This window comes from Streptomyces sp. NPDC126497, from assembly GCF_040302425.1.
In the GTDB taxonomy this organism is placed as follows: Bacteria; Actinomycetota; Actinomycetes; order Streptomycetales; family Streptomycetaceae; genus Streptomyces.
In genome coordinates this window covers 15,463-31,815 of record NZ_JBEORT010000048.1, presented here as the reverse complement: position 1 = coordinate 31,815, position 16,353 = coordinate 15,463, and the positions used below count along the sequence as shown (strand labels likewise).

The window sequence follows — 16,353 nt, the reverse complement described above, 5'->3', positions numbered from 1 at the left end:
TGTGACGCGTCACACATCATGCGCAGGACGCAACACGGTGCGCAGGACGCCACCGGGTGCTCCCGCCGTTCGTTGTCAGCGGTGTGCGGCATGATGCGGTGCGTGACCGGACGACTGATGCTCCTCGACACCGCCTCCCTGTACTTCCGCGCCTACTTCGGCGTCCCCGAGTCCGTCAGGGCCCCGGACGGCACCCCGGTGAACGCCGTGCGCGGGCTGCTCGACTTCATCGACCGCCTGGTCAAGGACCACCGCCCGGACCACCTGGTGGCCTGCATGGACGCCGACTGGCGTCCGAAGTGGCGGGTGGAGCTGATCCCCTCCTACAAGGCGCACCGCGTCGCCGAGGAGCGCGCGGCGGGCCCGGACCGGGAGGAGGTGCCGGACACACTGTCGCCGCAGGTGCCGGTCATCGAGAGCGTGCTGGACGCGGTGGGCATCGCGCGGGTGGGGGCCGCGGGGTACGAGGCGGACGACGTGATCGGCACGTTCGCCGCGCGGGCGACGGGCCCGGTGGACATCGTCACCGGCGACCGCGACCTCTATCAGCTGGTGGACGACGCGCGCGGGGTGCGGGTGCTGTACCCGCTGAAGGGCGTGGGCACGCTCCAGGTCACCGACGAGGCGGTCCTGCGCGGGAAGTATGGGGTGGGCGGCGGGGGGTACGCGGATCTGGCGCTGCTGCGCGGTGACCCGAGCGACGGTCTGCCCGGCGTGCCGGGCATCGGGGAGAAGACGGCGGCCAAGCTGCTGGCCGAGTTCGGCGACCTGGCCGGGATCCTGGCGGCCGTGGACGACCGGCGGTCCGGGCTCACGCCGTCGCAGCGCAGGCGTCTGGACGAGGCGCGGCCGTATCTCGCGGTCGCCCCCGAGGTCGTCCGGGTCGCGGACGACGTCCCGCTCCCGGACGTCGACACGGCGCTGCCGCGCGGGCCGCGCGACCCGGCCGGGGCGGAGGCCCTGGCCGCCCGCTGGGGCCTGGGCGGTTCGCTGCAGCGCCTGCTGACGACCCTCTCGACGTGAGGCCGCGCGCAGTGGGCCGTACGCGGCGGGCCGCATCCACGGCCGGACCGGACGGGATGTCCGCCGACGGGGCGCCGACCAGGACCGAGGTGCTAGCTTAGGTAACCCTAACCATGGACGCTGGGAGGCTCCTCATGGCAGAGCGACCGGGACGCGCGCCGCGCGCGCCGCACACCGCCGAGGTCGTCCGCACCGAGCGGCTGACCCCGCACCTGCAGCGGGTGGTGCTCGGCGGTGAGGGTCTCTCCGACTTCTCGGCGGACACCTGCACCGATCACTACGTCAAGCTGCTGTTCCCGGCGGCGGGGGTGACGTATCCGGAGCCCTTCGACCTCCAGCGCGTCCGTGCGGAGTTCCCGCGCGAGCAGTGGCCGGTGACCCGGACGTACACGGTGCGCCAGTGGGACGCCGAGCACCGCGAGCTGACGCTGGACTTCGTGGTCCACGGCGACGAGGGCCTGGCCGGCCCCTGGGCGGCGAAGGTCCGGCCGGGCGAGGTCGTCCGGTTCCTCGGTCCCGGCGGCGCCTACGCGCCCGATCCGGCCGCCGACTGGCACCTGCTCGCCGGCGACGAGAGCGCGCTGCCCGCGATCGCCCGTTCCCTGGAGGCGCTGCCGCACGGCGCCCGGGCGTTCGCCTTCGTCGAGGTCCCCGGCCCCGAGGAGGAGCTGAAGATCGACTCCGATGTGGAGGTCCGCTGGCTGCACCGCGGTGACCGGCCCGTCGGCGAGGCTCTGGTGGAGGCCGTCCGCGCGCTCGACTTCCCCGAGGGCCGGGTGCACGCCTTCGTCCACGGCGAGGCCCACTTCGTGAAGGAGCTGCGCCGTCTGCTGCGGGTCGAGCGCGGCGTTCCGCGCGAGGACCTGTCGATCTCCGGTTACTGGCGGCTCGGCCACAACGAGGACGGCTGGCAGGCCTCCAAGCGGGAGTGGAACGCCCGTGTCGAGGCGGAACAGGAGACCGCGGACACCTCCGCCTGACGGACCGGGGAGGCGCCCGCCGCGGGCGGCCCCGCCTCCCCGTGCCTGAACGCCCCGGGGCGACGGAGGCCCCCGCCCGGGCGGAGCCGAGGGGGCGCGACGGCACCCTGCGGGCGCCGGGCCGCGCGGACATCCCGGTCCGCGCCGGCGCCGCGCCGGTCCGCCGGACGGGGGAACCGTGACGCGTCGCCCCCGGCACTGCGGCGTGGCGAGTGCGTCGGGGCGGGGCGCTGCCCCAGGATCCGGGCGCGTGGCACACACCTTCGACGAGCTCGTGGCCAAGCAGCGCGCGGCGGACGAGGCGCACAACCGGGTCCGGCAGCTGCGGGACGCCTACGGCCCGCCCGCCCGCGCCCCGTGGAGCGGACGCCAGACCAGCACCTGGGAGACCGCCTGGCGGGCCTGGCGCGACCTCGCCCGTGACGTCCGCGTCGCGGTGGCCGAGTACGCCCGGGCCGAGGGCAGACCGCTCCACGAGATCGAGGCGGAGCTGAGACGGGCGACCGGGAACCACGGCTGAGCGGCCCCGTACGCTTGCCCGGTGTGAGACGCAGACGGCCGATTCCGCCCCCTCCCCTGCCCCAGCGCGACGGTGTGGACCCGGTGCGGCTGCGGCTGCCCGCCGGCGACCGATGGGCCACGGTGCGGGAACACCTGGTGCAGCGGCTGTCGGCCGGGCCGGGGGTGGTGGACGGGATGTTCACCGCGGGGCTGATCGTCGGGGCGGACGGACGACCCGTACCGGCGGAGACGCCGTACGCGCCCGGCATGTTCCTGTGGTTCCACCGGGAGCCGCCGGCCGAGGTGCCGGTGCCGTTCCCGTTGGAGGTCGTCCACCGGGACGAGCACATCGTCGTCGCCGACAAGCCCCACTTCCTGGCCACCACTCCGCGCGGCGGCCATGTCGTCCAGACCGCGCTCGCCCGGCTCCGCCGGGAGCTGGGCGTCCCGGAGCTGGGCGCCGCACACCGCCTCGACCGGCTCACCGCGGGCCTGGTGCTGTTCACGGTGCGGCCCGGGGAGCGCGGCGCGTACCAGACGCTGTTCCGCGACCGGCTGGTGCGCAAGGAGTACGAGGCCGTCGCCCCGTACGACCCGGCGCTGGACCTGCCCCGGACCGTCCGCAGCCGGATCGTGAAGGAGCGCGGGGTGCTGACCGCCGAAGAGGTCGGGGGCGAGCCGAACGCGGTGACCCGCGTCGAGCTCGCCGAGCACCGGGCCGACGGCCTCGCCCGGTACCGGCTGGTGCCCGGCACCGGGCAGACCCATCAGCTGCGGGTGCACATGAACGCCCTGGGCGTGCCGATCCTCGGCGATCCGCTGTATCCGGAGGTGGCCGCCCCCGCCCCGGCCGGTGACTTCCGGCGTCCGCTGCAGCTGCTGGCGCGGAAGCTGGAGTTCACCGATCCAGTGACGGGTGTGGAGCACCGGTTCACCAGTGGCCGGACGCTCGCGGCCTGGCCCTCCCACGAGGACTGGGCGGCCGGTCAGTAGCCGCGCCACCAGCGCAGGAAGCGCTGCCAGGCGCCCTGCGGCGGGGCGGGTTCCGTCACCGCCGGCACGGGCGCCGGCACGGGCTCCGGCACGGCGGGCGACTCGGGCGGGACCGGGGCCGCCCCGTCCGGCCCGGTCCGCGGCCGGGTGACGCCGATGTGCCAGTCATGCTGCGGGGGCGCGTCGTTCTCGTGGCTGGGCCGCTGCAGCTCGTCCTGCTGCGGCCGGGGCGTGAAGTGGACGGGCAGCTCCACCAGATGCCGCGAGGCGATGGACTCGGTGAAGGACAGCTCCTCCTCGTCGATGCTGAGCTCCACGTCGGGCAGCCGCATGAGCAGCGCGTCGACGCCGACTTCGGCGATCACACGGCCGATGTCCTGGCCGGGGCACTCGTGTGCGCCGCCGCCGAAGGCGAGGTGCGAGCGGTTGCCCTGCATGTCGGCGGTCGGGTCGGGACGCACCCGGGGATCGACGTTGGCCGGCGCCGGCGCGAACAGCAGCCCGTCGCCCTTGCGGATGCGCCGGCCGCCGAGCTCGGTGTCCTGCTTGGCGAAGTAGGCGAAGATGGTGCTGAACGGCGGCTCGTCCCAGAGCAGTTGCTCCACCGCCTGGGGCACGGTCATCTGACCGCCGTTGAGCTGGGAGCGGAAGCGCGGGTCGATCAGCACCTGGCGCAGCACGTTGGCGAGGAGGTTGGCGGTGGCCTCGTAGGCGGCGATGAGCACCACGCGGAGGTGCTGGGCGATCTCCTCGTCGGTCAGTCCGGCCGGGTGCCCGACCAGGTGGCCGGCGAAGTCGTCGAGCGGCCGGGCCCGGCTGCGGGCGGTGAGGCGTTCCAGCGCCCCCATGACGTAGGCGTTGCTGGCGATCGCGGTCTCGGTGCCCCTGATCATGTCGCGAGCGGCCTCGACGATCCGGTCCCCGTACTCGTCGGGCATGCCGAGGACGTGGCACATCACGGCCATCGGCAGGTGCTCGGCGTACTGACCGACCAGGTCGGCCTCGCCCGCCTCGCAGAACCGGTTGACGACGCGCTGGACGCTGCGGTTGACGTGCCGGCGCAGGCCGCGGAAGTCGGTGGCCGCCACGGCCGCGTCGATGGCGCCGCGCAGCCGCCGGTGCTCGTCGCCCTCGGCGTGGGCGCACATCGGCTGCCAGGCGATGTGCGGCATCAGCGGATGGTCGGGCTTGACCAGGCCCTCCGCGAGCGCGGACCAGATCCGGCTGTCCTTGCAGTACTGCGCGGGGCTGCGCACCAGCTGCTGGTTCTCGGCGTGGCCGAGGACCACCCACACCGGCACGTCGTCGTGGAGCAGTACGGGCGCCACCGGGCCGTGCTCGGCCCGCAGGTGCTCGTACAGCCTCTTCAGGTCCGGCGACTCGTGCAGCCGGCTCAGCCCGCCGGGGCCCCGGCCGTGCGCGGGGCAGCCGGGGGGCGGGCCGGTCCGGGGGGTGTCCGTTCCGGCCGGGGAGTCTCCCGTCGGGGAAGTGGGTTCAGGCGTCACAGTGGTCGCTCCGAGGGGGAAAGCGGGGGCTGGGGCGGGAGGGGGCCCCGGGGTCAGGTGAGCGAGCCCGTCATGGCGAGCGAGTGCAGGAACCGCATCAGGGTCATCAGCACGTCACGGCTGGAGGCGCGGCGTCGCACGTCGCACTCCACGATCGGGATCCGCTCGGACAGGTCGAGGGCGGACCGCAGGTCCGCGACGGGGTGGCGCGGGGCGTCCGGGAAGGAGTTGACCGCGACGACGAACGGCACACCGCGCTCCTCCAGCCGCCCCATGACGTCGAAGCTGACTTCGAGGCGGCGGGTGTCGACCAGCACGACCGCGCCCAGCGCCCCCTCGAACAGTCCGTTCCACAGGAACCAGAAACGCTCCTGGCCCGGGGTGCCGAACAGGTACAGCACCAGCTGGTCGGTGATCTTGATACGGCCGAAGTCCATGGCGACCGTGGTGGCGGTCTTGGACGCGGACCCGAAGTCGTCGTCGACCCCGATGCCGGCCTGTGTCATGGTCTCCTCGGTGGTCAGCGGTTTGATCTCGCTGACCGAGCCGACCATGGTCGTCTTGCCGACCCCGAACCCGCCCACGATCACGATCTTCACCGCGGCCTGTGCCGTGTGCGGCAGCCGGTCCTCGGCGCGGGGGCCCGGGATGGTCTCAGAGCCTTTGAAGTCCATGCATCACCGCTTCGAGAAGGGAACGGTCGGGCAGCGCCTTGCGGACGATCGGGAAGCGCGCCTGGACCAGTTCCGCCGCCAGCATCTCGGTGAGCAGCACGGTCACCGCGCTGAACGGCAGGTTGAGGTAGGCCGACAGTTCGGCCGCGGACAGGGGGGCGGCACAGAGCCGGAGCAGCGCCGCCTGCTCGGGGGTGGCGGAGGGCGGGGGGTCCGGGGAGCCGGCCACGATCAGCGTGACGAGATCGATGTCCGCACGTTCGCCGTCCGGCCCGGCGACGACGTACAGACGCTCCGGGTTGCCGCCGCCCCTCTTCCCACCGGCCGGCCCGGCCGGCCGCGGAGGGGGGACGGCCCGGGGGAAGCGCCTCTGGCGTTGCGGAGGAGTCATACGGTCTGCCCGTTCCGTCGGGGCGGACTGGTCAGGTGGGCGCCGATGCGGACGACGAGGTCGCGCATCATGCCGCCCATGCGGCCGGGTTCGCAGGTCATGTCGGAGAGCACCGCGAGATAGGCGTTGGCGCCGGCCGCCATCAGGTAGAAGTAGCCCTGGTCGATCTCGATGAGCACCATCTTCATCTCGCCGTCACCGTGCGGGAGTTCCTGCGCGACGGCCCCGGCGAGGCTCTGTACGCCCGCGCAGGCGGCGGCGACCCGGTCGGCGGCGTCCGGGTCGCCGCCGTGGCGGGCGATGCGCAGGCCGTCGGCGGAGAGCACCACGATCATCTCGACGCCGGGTACGCCGTCGGCGAGCTCCTTGAGCATCCAGTCGAAGTTGGCTCGCTGCTGGATCACTTGGGGTCTCCCTCGTCATCGGCCTCGGTGCGGGCCGGTTCGTTGATGAGATGCAGGTAGGCGGTCGGGTTCCGGGTGAAGTCGGTGGGGTGGACGCCCGGGTCGAGGTCCTTCTTCAGGCCCTCCCAGAAGGCGTCGACCCACAGCCCGGGTTCGCGGTCGTTCCGCTTCTTCTTCTCGGGCTCGGGGCGGGCCCAGATGTCGTGGTACTCCTCGCCCCGTTCCCTGGCCTCCCGCTCGGCCCGTTCGGCGGCCGCCTGCTCGGCGTACTGCTGGGCCAGCGGGGTCTTCACCCGGCTGCGGCGCTGCGGCAGCCCGCTCGCGGCCCACTCGGTGACCTCGGGGACGTCGTCCTCGAGGGAGACGGTGTCGGGGATGCGGGGGCTGGTGGGGCGGCGACGCTTGGGGGTGCGCTCCGGACCCGGGAGGGCGTCCACCGGACGGGGCACGGAGGTCGCCCCGATGCCGTGGGCGAGGCCCACACCGGGCTCGTCGGTGATCATCTCGCTGGGCACGACGAGGACGGCGCGGACGCCGCCGTAGGCGGAGGGGCGCAGCGAGACCTGCATGTCGAACGCCGTGCAGAGCCGGCCGACGACGGCGAGGCCGAGGCGCGGGTTCTCCCCGATCTCCTGGAGGTCGGTGCCCTTCTGGGCCTGTTCGAGGATGCCCTCGATGCGGGCGCGGGCCTGCTCGTCGAGACTGACGCCGGCGTCCTCGATCTCGATGGCGACGCCGGTCTGCACCTCGGTGGCGGTGACGCTCACCTTGGAGGTCGGCGGCGAGTAGCGGGTGGCGTTGTCGAGGAGTTCGGCGGCGGCGTGGATGACCGGTTCGACGTAGATGCCCTTGATGTTGATCTTGGCGATCGACCTCAGGTCGATGCGGCGGTACTCGAGGATGCGGGACATGGCGCCGCGCAGCACGCTGTAGAGCGCGACGGGGCTGGGCCACTGGCGTCCGGGACGGCCGCCGCCGAGGACGGAGATGGAGTCGGCGAGGCGGCCGATCAGCGCGGTGCCGTGGTCGATGCGCAGCAGGTCGTCGAAGACCTCGGGGTTGCGGCCGTGGTCCTCCTCCATCTCCCGGAGTTCCTTGGCCTGCTGGTGGACGATGGCCTGGACGCGGCGGGCGATGCTGACGAAGGAGCGCTGGGCGGAGTCGCGCAGGTTCTCCTCGTCGTCGATGATCTTGAGCATCGTCCGCAGCATCCGGACCTGGTACTCCGGCAGGTCGCGCCAGGCCGGATCGAGCCGGGGCAGGCCCCGGATCACCTCGTCGGGGTCGTTGCCGCTGTGCAGGTAGTCCAGGGCCGCGGGGGCGACCCGCCGGATGAAGTGGTCCGTCTCCGTGTCGTGGGCGGCGATCCGGGCCTCCAGATACGCGCGGTGACGGTCGTGTTCGGCCCGCGCCTCCCGCAGGGCCCGGCCGCGGCGCACCGCCTCGGCCGCGGCGGCGGTCACCAGCAGGGTCGCGACGGCGCCGCACGCGCCGACGGCGATCCGGGCGGGTTCCGTCACCAGGGCGACGGCGGCTCCGGTCACCGCGGCCATCACTATGGCCGGCAGCACCAGCACGCGTGTGTGGGGAAGTTGGACACTCGCCATGTGAGCCCTCTGAAACGAATCGACCGACGGTGGGGAAACCTGCACACAAGGGAACAAGCGCACGAATTCATCTCAACTCGGTGCGCTGTGGGCGAGCCTAGTCCGGCGGGATCATCGCCATGTCATATTCCGCAAGTGCCGGAAACGACCCCCGGGGCAGGAGTACGCTCAGGTCGTTTACACGGTGCGCGTCCTTTCGAACACATTCCGTCACCGCGACCGGGCGTGCGAAACCCCCTCACCGGCACGGGTGAGAGGCCCTCGGTCCCTCCGATCCTGCCCGTCGAACCGGGCGGTGACGCTCCCGGGGAGGGCGCACGGAAGGCAGAAGCCCGGCGCGCACGGGGCGCACCGGGCTTCCTGGGGTGACGGGCCGGGCGGTTCAGCCCACGGACGAGTAGGCGACCACCCCGCGCAGCAGCCCGTCGACCGCCTTGCGGGCGTTCCTGGCGACCGTCGAGCCCTCGGCGGCCGGCGCCGCGGCCGAGATCTGGCCGAGCACGTCGATGACCTGCTTGCACCAGCGCACGAAGTCACCGGCCGGCATCTCCGCCTCGCGCAGCACCTCGTCCAGCCCCTTGCCCGAAGCCCACATGTAGGCGGCCCAGGCGAAGCCGAGGTCGGGTTCGCGCTGGCCCACGCCCTCCGTCTGGCTGATCCGGAAGTCCTCCTCCAGGGCGTCCAGCCGGCCCCAGATGCGGACCATCTCGCCGAGCGCCGCCTTCGCCCTGCCCGAGGGCAGCTTGGGCGCCATCGCGTCGTCGGCGACCCTGGCCTCGTACACCAGCGCCGACACGCACGCGGCGAGTTCGGCGGGACCGAGCCCCTCCCATACGCCCTCGCGCAGGCATTCGCTGGCCAGCAGGTCGAGTTCGCCGTACAGCCGGGCCAGCCGCTTGCCGTGCTCGGTGACCTCGTCGCCGCGCAGGTAGTCCATCTCGGTCAGCAGCGCCACGATCCGGTCGAAGGTGCGGGCGATGGTGTTCGTCCGGCCCTCGATACGGCGCTCCAGCTGCGAGGTGTCGCGCAGCAGCCGGTGGTAGCGCTCGGCCCAGCGGGCGTGGTCCTCGCGGTCCTGGCAGCCGTGGCAGGGGTGGGCCCGCAGCGTCTTGCGCAGCCGCGCGATCTCCCGGTCGTCGGCCGCCTGGGCGCGCTGCTTGCGGTGCCGCTCCGGGACGATGTGCCCGGCCTTGGTGCGCAGCGCGGAGGCGAGGTCACGGCGGGACTGCGGGGAGCGCGGGTTGAAGGACTTCGGGATCCGCATCCGCTCCAGCGCCTCGACCGGCACCGGGAAGTCGATCGACGCCAGCCGCTTGACCTGTCGCTCGGCGGTCAGCACCAGCGGGCGCGGACCGTCGTGGTGGTCGAAGCCGCGGTGGCCGTTGGACCGCCCCGCGGACAGGCCCGGGTCGAGGACCAGCGCCAGTCCCGCGTACTTGCCGGTGGGCACGTGGATGATGTCGCCGGGCTTGAGCTTCTCCAGCGCGACGGCGGCCTCCGCGCGGCGCTGCACCGCGCCCTGCCGGGCCAGCTCGTTCTCCCGGTCCTTCAGCTCGCGGCGCAGCCGCGCGTACTCCTCGAAGTCGCCGAGGTGGCAGGTCATGGAGGCCTTGTAGCCCTCGAGCCCCTCCTCGTTGCGCTGCACCTGCCGGGAGATGCCCACGACCGACTTGTCCGCCTGGAACTGCGCGAACGACGTCTCGAGGAGCTCGCGCGAACGGTGCCGGCCGAACTGCTCGACCAGGTTGACCGCCATGTTGTACGACGGCTTGAAGCTGGAGCGCAGCGGATAGGTGCGCGTGCCGGCCAGTCCCGCGAGGTGCTCGGGGTTCATCCCGCGCTGCCACAGCACCACCGCGTGGCCCTCGACGTCGATGCCGCGCCGGCCGGCCCGGCCGGTCAGCTGGGTGAACTCGCCGGGGGTGATGTCGGCGTGCTGCTCGCCGTTCCACTTGACGAGCTTCTCCAGCACCACCGAGCGGGCGGGCATGTTGATGCCGAGGGCGAGGGTCTCGGTGGCGAACACGGCCTTCACCAGGCCGCGCACGAACAGTTCCTCGACGACCTCCTTGAACGTCGGCAGCATGCCCGCGTGGTGGGCCGCGATGCCGCGCTCCAGGCCCTCCAGCCACTCGTAGTAGCCCAGGACGTGCAGGTCCTCGGTGGGGATGGAGGCGGTGCGCTCCTCGACCAGGGAGCGGACCTTCGCCCGCGCCTCCTCGTCGTTGAGCCTGAGGCCCGCGTACAGGCACTGCTGGACGGCGGCCTCGCAGGCGGCGCGGCTGAAGATGAAGGTGATGGCGGGCAGCAGGCCCTCGGAGTCGAGCCGCTCGATGACCTCGGGCCGGCTCGGCGTCCACACGCGCGAGCGCTGTCTGCGCTCCCGCTCCCGGTCGGCCTCGCGCGTGTTGCCCCGCCCGCGCCGGCGGTCGCCCCAGGACGGGCGGCTGGCCTCCAGACGGGCCATGCGCGTGAGGTCGGGGTTGACGGCCTTCTTGCGGCCCTCGCCCTCCTCGAACAGGTCGTAGATCCGGCGCCCGGCGAGCACGTGCTGGAACAGCGGCACGGGCCGGTGCTCGGAGACGATCACCTGGGTGTCGCCGCGGACGGTGTCCAGCCAGTCGCCGAACTCCTCCGCGTTCGACACCGTCGCCGACAGGGACACCAGGGTCACCGACTCGGGGAGGTGGATGATCACTTCCTCCCAGACGGCGCCGCGGAAGCGGTCGGAGAGGTAGTGCACCTCGTCCATCACCACGTAGCCGAGGCCCAGGAGGGTCTGCGACCCGGCGTACAGCATGTTCCGCAGCACCTCGGTGGTCATCACGACCACCGGGGCGTCGGGGTTGACGCTGTTGTCGCCGGTGAGCAGGCCCACCTTCGCGGCGCCGTAGCGACGGCACAGGTCGGCGTACTTCTGGTTCGACAGCGCCTTGATGGGTGTCGTGTAGAAGCACTTCTTGCCCTGCCGGAGGGCGAGGTGGACGGCGAACTCGCCGACGATCGTCTTGCCGGAGCCGGTGGGCGCGGCGACCAGCACGCCCTTCCCCGCCTCGAGCGCCTGGCAGGCCTCGATCTGGAAGGGGTCGAGGCCGAAGTCGTACATCTCGCGGAAGGAGGCGAGCGCGGTGGCCTGCTCGGCAGCGCGCCTGCGTGCTGCCGCGTACCGCTCGGCCGGTGAGAGGTCCTCTGTCATCGTGCTTTCGAGCGTACCGGGCCGCACCGACAACAGGACGATCATTATCCGTGACCGCCCCGGCGGGCGGCGGGGCCGTCCGGTTCAGGGACCGACGACCCGCAGGGCGCCCGGCACGCACCGCGCGGTCAGCGGCAGCGGGCCCACCGGCTCCCCGTCCGCGTACCCGGTGACCTCCTCGGCGGCCAGCTCCACGCTCGCCGCCCGCAGCACGGTGATCGCGGGGTGGTCGACGTGCGTCCCCCGGTACACCCTCGGGAACACCCGCAGCAGTGCGGCCCGGCTGCACCGGCCGACCACCGTGATGTCGAACAGCCCGTCGGTGAGGTCCGCCCCGGGGCATATCCGCATGCCGCCGCCGTACGACGGCCCGTTCCCGACGGCCACCAGCGTCGCCTCGACCTCACGGACCCCGCCGCCGTCGAGGGTGATCCGGTACGGCAGCGGCCGGAAGGCGGCCAGCTCGGCGACGATCGCGACGTCGTACTTCAGGCGTCCGAGGGGCAGCCGCATCCGGTTGCCCCGGTCGTTGACCCGCGAGTCGAATCCGGAGGCGAGCACGGCGCCGAACCAGCGGTCGCCGACCCGGCCGAGGTCGATGTCGCGGACCCGGCCGCACTTGAGGGCGTCGGCGATCATCCGGCCGGCCGCGGCCGGTTCCCGCAGGGGCATGCCGAGGGCGCGGGCGAAGTCGTTGCCGGTCCCGGCGGCGACCAGGCCGAAGGGGGTGCCGGTGCCGACGACGGCCTGCAGGGCGAGGTTCGCCATTCCGTCGCCGCCGACGGCGATCAGGGCGCCGGTGCCCTCCTCGACGGCGGCGCGCGCCCGGGCCAGGGCGTCCCGCGGGTCGTCGCCGACCACGGTCCGCACCGAGAAGCCGGCGTCCCGCAACGCGGAAGCGGCCGGGCGCGCCGCGCGGGCGCCCCGGCCGCGGCCCGCGGTGGGGTTGACGAAGAGGGTGATCTCGCTGGTCACGGGGATGACCCTATGAGCTGCGAGGCGGTCCTCAGGTCACGTCGTCATAACCGTTGACCCGGTCCTTGGTGGCCTGCTCGGGCAGGGCGGCCACCGGCTCCACCGGATCGATCGCCTCCGGGGTGAGGTCCAGCTCGGACGCCTCGTCGTCGGCGGGCCCCAGGGCCTCCAGCCGGCGCTTGCGGCGGTCGTTGAGCAGGGCCACGGCGACCGCGCCGAAGTACAGGATCCAGATCGGTCCGGCGAGCATGAGCATGGTCAGCGGGTCGGTGCTCGGCGTGGCGATGGCCGCGAACAGCGTGATGCCCATGATCATGCCGCGCCACCAGCCGAGCATCCGGCTGCCGCTCAGCACCCCGGTGAGGTTGAGCATGATCAGCAGCAGCGGCAGCTCGAAGGAGAGGCCGAAGACCAGCACCATGCGCAGCACGAGGTCGAGCAGGTCGTCCAGCGGCAGCAGGTTGGTCGTGCTCGCCGGCGTGAAGTCGAGCAGGACCTTCGCCGTGGTGGGCAGCACCGTGTAGGAGAAGTAGGCACCCATCATGAACAGCGGCGCGCCGGTGCCGACGAACGCGTAGGCGTACTTCTTCTCGTGCCGGTGCAGACCGGGTGCGACGAAGGCCCACAGCTGGTAGAGCCAGACCGGCGAGGCGAGCACGACGCCCGCCATCAGCGACACCTTCAGCGCCAGCGTGAAGGGGGTGAGCAGACCGTTGATGGTGATCTGCGCGCAGGGCTTGTCGTCTCTGGTCCTCGCCAGCTGTTCGAAGGTCTGGTCACAGCCGACCGAGTCGAGGATCGGCCGCGTGATCAGATTGATGATGTCGTTGTAGAAGAAGGCTGCGACGATCGTCACCAGGACGATGGCCAGCAGCGCTTTCGCGAGTCGGTTGCGGAGCTCACGAAGGTGCTCCGCGAGGGACATCCGCCCCTCGGGATCCCTCTCCTGCTTGCGGGCAGACTTGAGCAACCCACGTTCCCATCTCGTGCGGCGGGCCGGAGTCCCCGGCCCTGCGTCAGCGCTTGGTCGTGTCCGTCGGCTCCGCCACCGGGCGGGAGCTGGTCACGTCGCCGGGGGCGGCCTGGATGGTGCGCTGCGCCGAGGGCTCCTCCCCGGGGGCCGGCGGGTCGGCGGGGGCGGAGGACTTGTCCTCCTTCATCGCCTTGGCCTCGCTCTTGAGGATGCGGGCCGACTTGCCGAGCGACCGCGCCATGTCCGGAAGCTTCTTCGCGCCGAACAACAAAATGACGACGACGAGGATGAGAATCAACTCGGGAGCGCCGATCTTGCCACCGAACATAAGTCTTTACCTTCTCACCGAGGCTGCTGGGGGTGGGGGCCGTCCGACCGGTCGGACATGTGTCCGGACGATCGTGTCGTCAGCGATCGTAACGCTCGGGGGTGAACGTGAGGCAATCCCCGTGCGTACTCCCGTCCGCGGTCCGGGCCTCGTCTCCGGGCCGCGATCAGCAGCGTACCCGCCGCGACCCACAGGGTGACAGGGCGAGGACGCGCCGGGAGCGGCCGCGGCCGCTCAGAGGGCTCCGGCGGAACGGCCCGCGACGGTCGCCGCCCGTTCCAGGTCCTCCGCCGCGCGGCCGATGCGGCGCGCCGAGTCCGCGACCTGTCTGCCGAGGCGTTCCGCCTCGACGAAGACCCGGACGGCGAGCACCCCGAGCACCAGCAGACCCAGGAACCCCACGGCAACCGCGAACATCGGCCAGAACATGAGGACGAGCCTAGACCGTCGAGTGCAGCCGCAGCGTCCGGACCCCGCCGCCGGTCAGCAGCTCCACGATCCGCTCCCCCGCCGGCTTGCGGACGGCGGCCCCGCACCCGGGGCAGGTGAAGGAGTAGAAGGTGGTGCGGCTGCTGGCGCCGATGGCCAGGCGCAGCGCGCTCGCGGCGAGCTCGAAGCGCTCCCGGCAGTCCGGGCAGCCCGCCCGGAACATCACCGGGGTCACGTTCCTCATCCCCGCGAACGCGGACGCCGCCGTCATGGCCCGCGCACCGGACGCCGCCGACTCGCTCACAGCCCTCGCTCCTGCCTGTCGTCCTGTCCGTGCGGTCCCGGTCGTCCGGCCGCCTCGGCCCCGTCGTACGCCGCGAGCGCCTCACGGGCCGCCTGCCGGGCGCTGTCGGCCAGCCCGTGCGGCGCGACGATGCGGCCGTCGCGGCCGAGCCGCAGGGCCAGCCGTCTGAGCGAGGCCGGGTCGGGGGTGCGCAGGGTGATGCGCAGCCCGCCGTCGGGGAGCTCGTCCGCGCTGTCGTGCGGGTAGTACTCCGCGACCCAGCGCCCGCCCGGACCGACCTCGACCACCACCTCGGGGTCCTCGGCCGCCGGCTGCACCAGCGCCTCCGACAGGTCCCGCAGCTCGACCTCGGGCGGCGCGGACGGCTCGTCGAGGATCCGGATCTCGGCGACCCGGTCGAGCCGGAAGGTGCGGCGCGCCTCGGAGCGCCGGCACCAGGCCTCTACATAGGTGTGGCCCACGCTGACCAGACGGATGGGGTCGATCTCCCGCTCGGTGACCTCGTCGCGCGCGGGCGAGTAGTAGCGGATCCACAGTCTGCGGCGCTCGGCGATGGCCCGGTCGACGTCCGCGAAGACGCCGCCCTCGGACTCGAAGGTCACCGACAGCCGGGCGCTGGCGCCGGCCGCCTCGCCGGCCGCGGTCTCCACCTTCGCGGTGGCCCGCAGCAGCGCCTGCCGGTCGCCCTCCCGCAGCCCCGGCAGCGTGGCCACGGCACGGGCGGCGACCAGCAGCGCGGTGGCCTCGTCGGCGGCGAGCCGCAGCGGCTCGGCCGCCTCCGCGCCGAGGGCGGCCGGGTTGTGCCACCAGATGCGCTCGCCGTCGGTGTCGATGTCCAGCAGATCGCCGCCGCGGAAGCTGGTGCCGCACATGGGCAGCACGTCGAGGTCGGAGACCAGCTCGTCCTCGGTGATCCCGAAGGCGCGCGCCACGTCCTCGATCCGGGCGCCGGGGCGCTCGCGCAGATACGTCACCAGGGAGAGCATCCGCCGGGTCTGGTCGATGGCGTTCACGGGCCTGACCGGTTTGCCTGCCACGTTCTCGTCCGCTCTCCCTCAGCCCTTGGCCACGGCACGCAGCCGGTCCACCACGTCGGCCCGCAGCTCCGCGGGCTCCAGGACCACCACGTCCGGTCCGAACTCCACCAGCCAGGCGTCCAGGCCGTGCCCGTACGGGATCTCCAGCTCGTCCCAGCCGTCGCCGAGCTCCCGCACCGCGGTGGCCCTCGCCCGCAGGGGGTAACCGGCGTCGGAGCGCAGCCGGATCCGCGCCGAGCGGTCCGCGGTCTCCCCGGCCCAGCTCGCCACGGTCTCCCGCACGGTGACGACGTCCGGCACCGGAACGGTGAACCGGCCGCTGCGCGAGCGCACCTTCCCGGTGATCCGGGAGAGCCGGAAGACCCGTTCGGCGCCCCGGTCCCGGTCCCAGCCGGCCAGGTACCAGTGACCGCGCCAGCACTCCAGCGCCCACGGTTCGACGTGCCGCTGCCCGGGCTGGGCGGCGTTGGCCTTGCGGTAGTCGAAGACGACCGGCCGGCGGTCCCGGCAGGCCAGCATCAGCGGCTCGAACGCGGCCTCGTGCACCGGGATGCGCGGCTCCAGCGCGCCGTGGGCGCCGTACGGGTCGACGTCCTCGGGAAGGCCGGCCGCGCGCAGCTTCTGCAGGGCGCCGCTGGCCGCTCCGGCGAGCCGGGCCTGCTGCCACACCTTGGCGGCGAGCCCGAGGGCGGCGGCCTCCTCGGCGTCGAGGGTGATGGGCGGCAGCCGGTTGCTGTCGCGGCGGGCGAGGTAGCCGACCTCGCCGTCGAGGTTCTCCACGGTCTCGATGACCAGTCCGAGCTCGCGCAGGTCGTCCTTGTCGCGCTCGAACATGCGGTTGAAGGAGTCGTCCGAGCCCGCTTCGAGGTACGCCTCGATGGATTCGCGCAGCTCGCGCTTGCTGAGCGGCCGGCGCGTCCCGAGCAGACACAGCGCCAGGTTCATCAGCCGCTCGGCCTTGGCAATGGCCATCGACCCGCTTCGCCTCCCTCAGGTGCTTACGACCGATGACCGTACCGTCCCGGGGTGGCAC

Annotated in this window: 17 protein-coding genes; 4 read left to right on the top strand and 13 right to left on the bottom strand. The window is 72.9% G+C overall.

Features of this window, described 5'->3' with window-relative positions:
- Positions 1–117: 117 nt before the first annotated feature.
- The 4 genes from ABTY20_RS20665 to ABTY20_RS20650 all read left to right on the top strand — a co-directional run bounded on the left by ABTY20_RS20665 (position 118) and on the right by ABTY20_RS20650 (position 3,497).
- On the top strand, positions 118–1,023 hold the full coding sequence (locus ABTY20_RS20665; protein WP_351998480.1) for a 5'-3' exonuclease: 906 nt from the start codon (positions 118–120) through the stop codon (positions 1,021–1,023).
- A 134-nt stretch (positions 1,024–1,157) separates the two neighbouring features.
- Positions 1,158–2,003, top strand: a complete 846-nt coding sequence (locus ABTY20_RS20660) for a siderophore-interacting protein (RefSeq protein WP_351998467.1) — start codon at positions 1,158–1,160, stop codon at positions 2,001–2,003.
- 250 nt (positions 2,004–2,253) lie between these two features.
- Positions 2,254–2,523, top strand: a complete 270-nt coding sequence (locus ABTY20_RS20655; protein ID WP_351998466.1) for a hypothetical protein — start codon at positions 2,254–2,256, stop codon at positions 2,521–2,523.
- A gap of 23 nt (positions 2,524–2,546) precedes the next feature.
- Entirely contained in the window at positions 2,547–3,497 is a 951-nt protein-coding gene (locus tag ABTY20_RS20650; protein ID WP_351998465.1) for an RluA family pseudouridine synthase, read from the top strand.
- On the opposite strand, the gene ABTY20_RS20645 is transcribed toward ABTY20_RS20650, so the two are convergent.
- The 13 genes from ABTY20_RS20645 to ABTY20_RS20585 form a co-directional block, all read right to left on the bottom strand.
- On the bottom strand, positions 3,491–5,002 hold the full coding sequence (locus ABTY20_RS20645) for a cytochrome P450 (RefSeq protein WP_351998464.1): 1,512 nt from the start codon (positions 5,000–5,002) through the stop codon (positions 3,491–3,493). The two genes, ABTY20_RS20650 and ABTY20_RS20645, sit on opposite strands and share 7 nt — an antisense overlap.
- A gap of 53 nt (positions 5,003–5,055) precedes the next feature.
- A complete protein-coding gene (locus ABTY20_RS20640; protein WP_351998463.1) occupies positions 5,056–5,676 on the bottom strand; it encodes a GTP-binding protein in 621 nt (206 codons plus the stop codon).
- The gene (locus ABTY20_RS20635; protein WP_351998462.1) at positions 5,657–6,067 is read right to left on the bottom strand and encodes a DUF742 domain-containing protein; all 411 of its coding nucleotides are present in this window, start codon (positions 6,065–6,067) and stop codon (positions 5,657–5,659) included. The genes ABTY20_RS20640 and ABTY20_RS20635 overlap by 20 nt, the downstream gene beginning before the upstream one ends.
- Positions 6,064–6,471, bottom strand: coding sequence for a roadblock/LC7 domain-containing protein (locus ABTY20_RS20630; RefSeq protein WP_351998461.1), 408 nt, complete (start codon positions 6,469–6,471; stop codon positions 6,064–6,066). Before ABTY20_RS20630 ends, ABTY20_RS20635 begins: the two co-directional genes overlap by 4 nt.
- A complete protein-coding gene (locus ABTY20_RS20625; RefSeq protein WP_351998460.1) occupies positions 6,468–8,078 on the bottom strand; it encodes an ATP-binding protein in 1,611 nt (536 codons plus the stop codon). The genes ABTY20_RS20630 and ABTY20_RS20625 overlap by 4 nt, the downstream gene beginning before the upstream one ends.
- Positions 8,079–8,460: 382 nt before the next feature.
- Positions 8,461–11,319 carry a DEAD/DEAH box helicase gene (locus ABTY20_RS20620; protein ID WP_351998459.1) on the bottom strand — a complete coding sequence of 953 codons (2,859 nt, stop codon included), beginning with the start codon at positions 11,317–11,319 and terminating at the stop codon, positions 8,461–8,463.
- Between the two features lie 39 nt (positions 11,320–11,358).
- Positions 11,359–12,249, bottom strand: coding sequence for a diacylglycerol kinase (locus ABTY20_RS20615; RefSeq protein WP_351998458.1), 891 nt, complete (start codon positions 12,247–12,249; stop codon positions 11,359–11,361).
- A 31-nt stretch (positions 12,250–12,280) separates the two neighbouring features.
- On the bottom strand, positions 12,281–13,219 hold the full coding sequence (gene tatC / locus ABTY20_RS20610) for a twin-arginine translocase subunit TatC (RefSeq protein WP_351998457.1): 939 nt from the start codon (positions 13,217–13,219) through the stop codon (positions 12,281–12,283).
- Between the two features lie 46 nt (positions 13,220–13,265).
- A complete protein-coding gene (gene tatA, locus ABTY20_RS20605; protein ID WP_351998456.1) occupies positions 13,266–13,550 on the bottom strand; it encodes a Sec-independent protein translocase subunit TatA in 285 nt (94 codons plus the stop codon).
- A gap of 234 nt (positions 13,551–13,784) precedes the next feature.
- On the bottom strand, positions 13,785–13,979 hold the full coding sequence (locus ABTY20_RS20600; RefSeq protein WP_351998455.1) for a hypothetical protein: 195 nt from the start codon (positions 13,977–13,979) through the stop codon (positions 13,785–13,787).
- A gap of 10 nt (positions 13,980–13,989) precedes the next feature.
- The gene (locus ABTY20_RS20595; protein ID WP_351998454.1) at positions 13,990–14,283 is read right to left on the bottom strand and encodes a hypothetical protein; all 294 of its coding nucleotides are present in this window, start codon (positions 14,281–14,283) and stop codon (positions 13,990–13,992) included.
- Positions 14,280–15,320, bottom strand: a complete 1,041-nt coding sequence (locus ABTY20_RS20590) for a helix-turn-helix transcriptional regulator (RefSeq protein ID WP_351998453.1) — start codon at positions 15,318–15,320, stop codon at positions 14,280–14,282. Before ABTY20_RS20590 ends, ABTY20_RS20595 begins: the two co-directional genes overlap by 4 nt.
- Before the next feature lie 18 nt (positions 15,321–15,338).
- Entirely contained in the window at positions 15,339–16,292 is a 954-nt protein-coding gene (locus ABTY20_RS20585; protein WP_351998452.1) for a helix-turn-helix transcriptional regulator, read from the bottom strand.
- Positions 16,293–16,353: the final 61 nt, after the last annotated feature.

Excerpts from the sequence above, each read along its gene's own strand:
- ABTY20_RS20665 (WP_351998480.1), top strand. The coding sequence starts at position 118 with ATGCTCCTCGACACCGCCTCCCTGTACTTCCGCGCCTACTTCGGCGTC.
- ABTY20_RS20660 (WP_351998467.1), top strand. The coding sequence starts at position 1,158 with ATGGCAGAGCGACCGGGACGCGCGCCGCGCGCGCCGCACACCGCCGAG.
- ABTY20_RS20640 (WP_351998463.1), bottom strand. The coding sequence starts at position 5,676 with ATGGACTTCAAAGGCTCTGAGACCATCCCGGGCCCCCGCGCCGAGGAC.
- ABTY20_RS20635 (WP_351998462.1), bottom strand. The coding sequence starts at position 6,067 with ATGACTCCTCCGCAACGCCAGAGGCGCTTCCCCCGGGCCGTCCCCCCT.
- ABTY20_RS20625 (WP_351998460.1), bottom strand. The coding sequence starts at position 8,078 with ATGGCGAGTGTCCAACTTCCCCACACACGCGTGCTGGTGCTGCCGGCC.
- ABTY20_RS20620 (WP_351998459.1), bottom strand. The coding sequence starts at position 11,319 with ATGATCGTCCTGTTGTCGGTGCGGCCCGGTACGCTCGAAAGCACGATG.
- tatA (WP_351998456.1), bottom strand. The coding sequence starts at position 13,550 with ATGTTCGGTGGCAAGATCGGCGCTCCCGAGTTGATTCTCATCCTCGTC.
- ABTY20_RS20600 (WP_351998455.1), bottom strand. The coding sequence starts at position 13,979 with ATGTTCTGGCCGATGTTCGCGGTTGCCGTGGGGTTCCTGGGTCTGCTG.
- ABTY20_RS20585 (WP_351998452.1), bottom strand. The coding sequence starts at position 16,292 with ATGGCCATTGCCAAGGCCGAGCGGCTGATGAACCTGGCGCTGTGTCTG.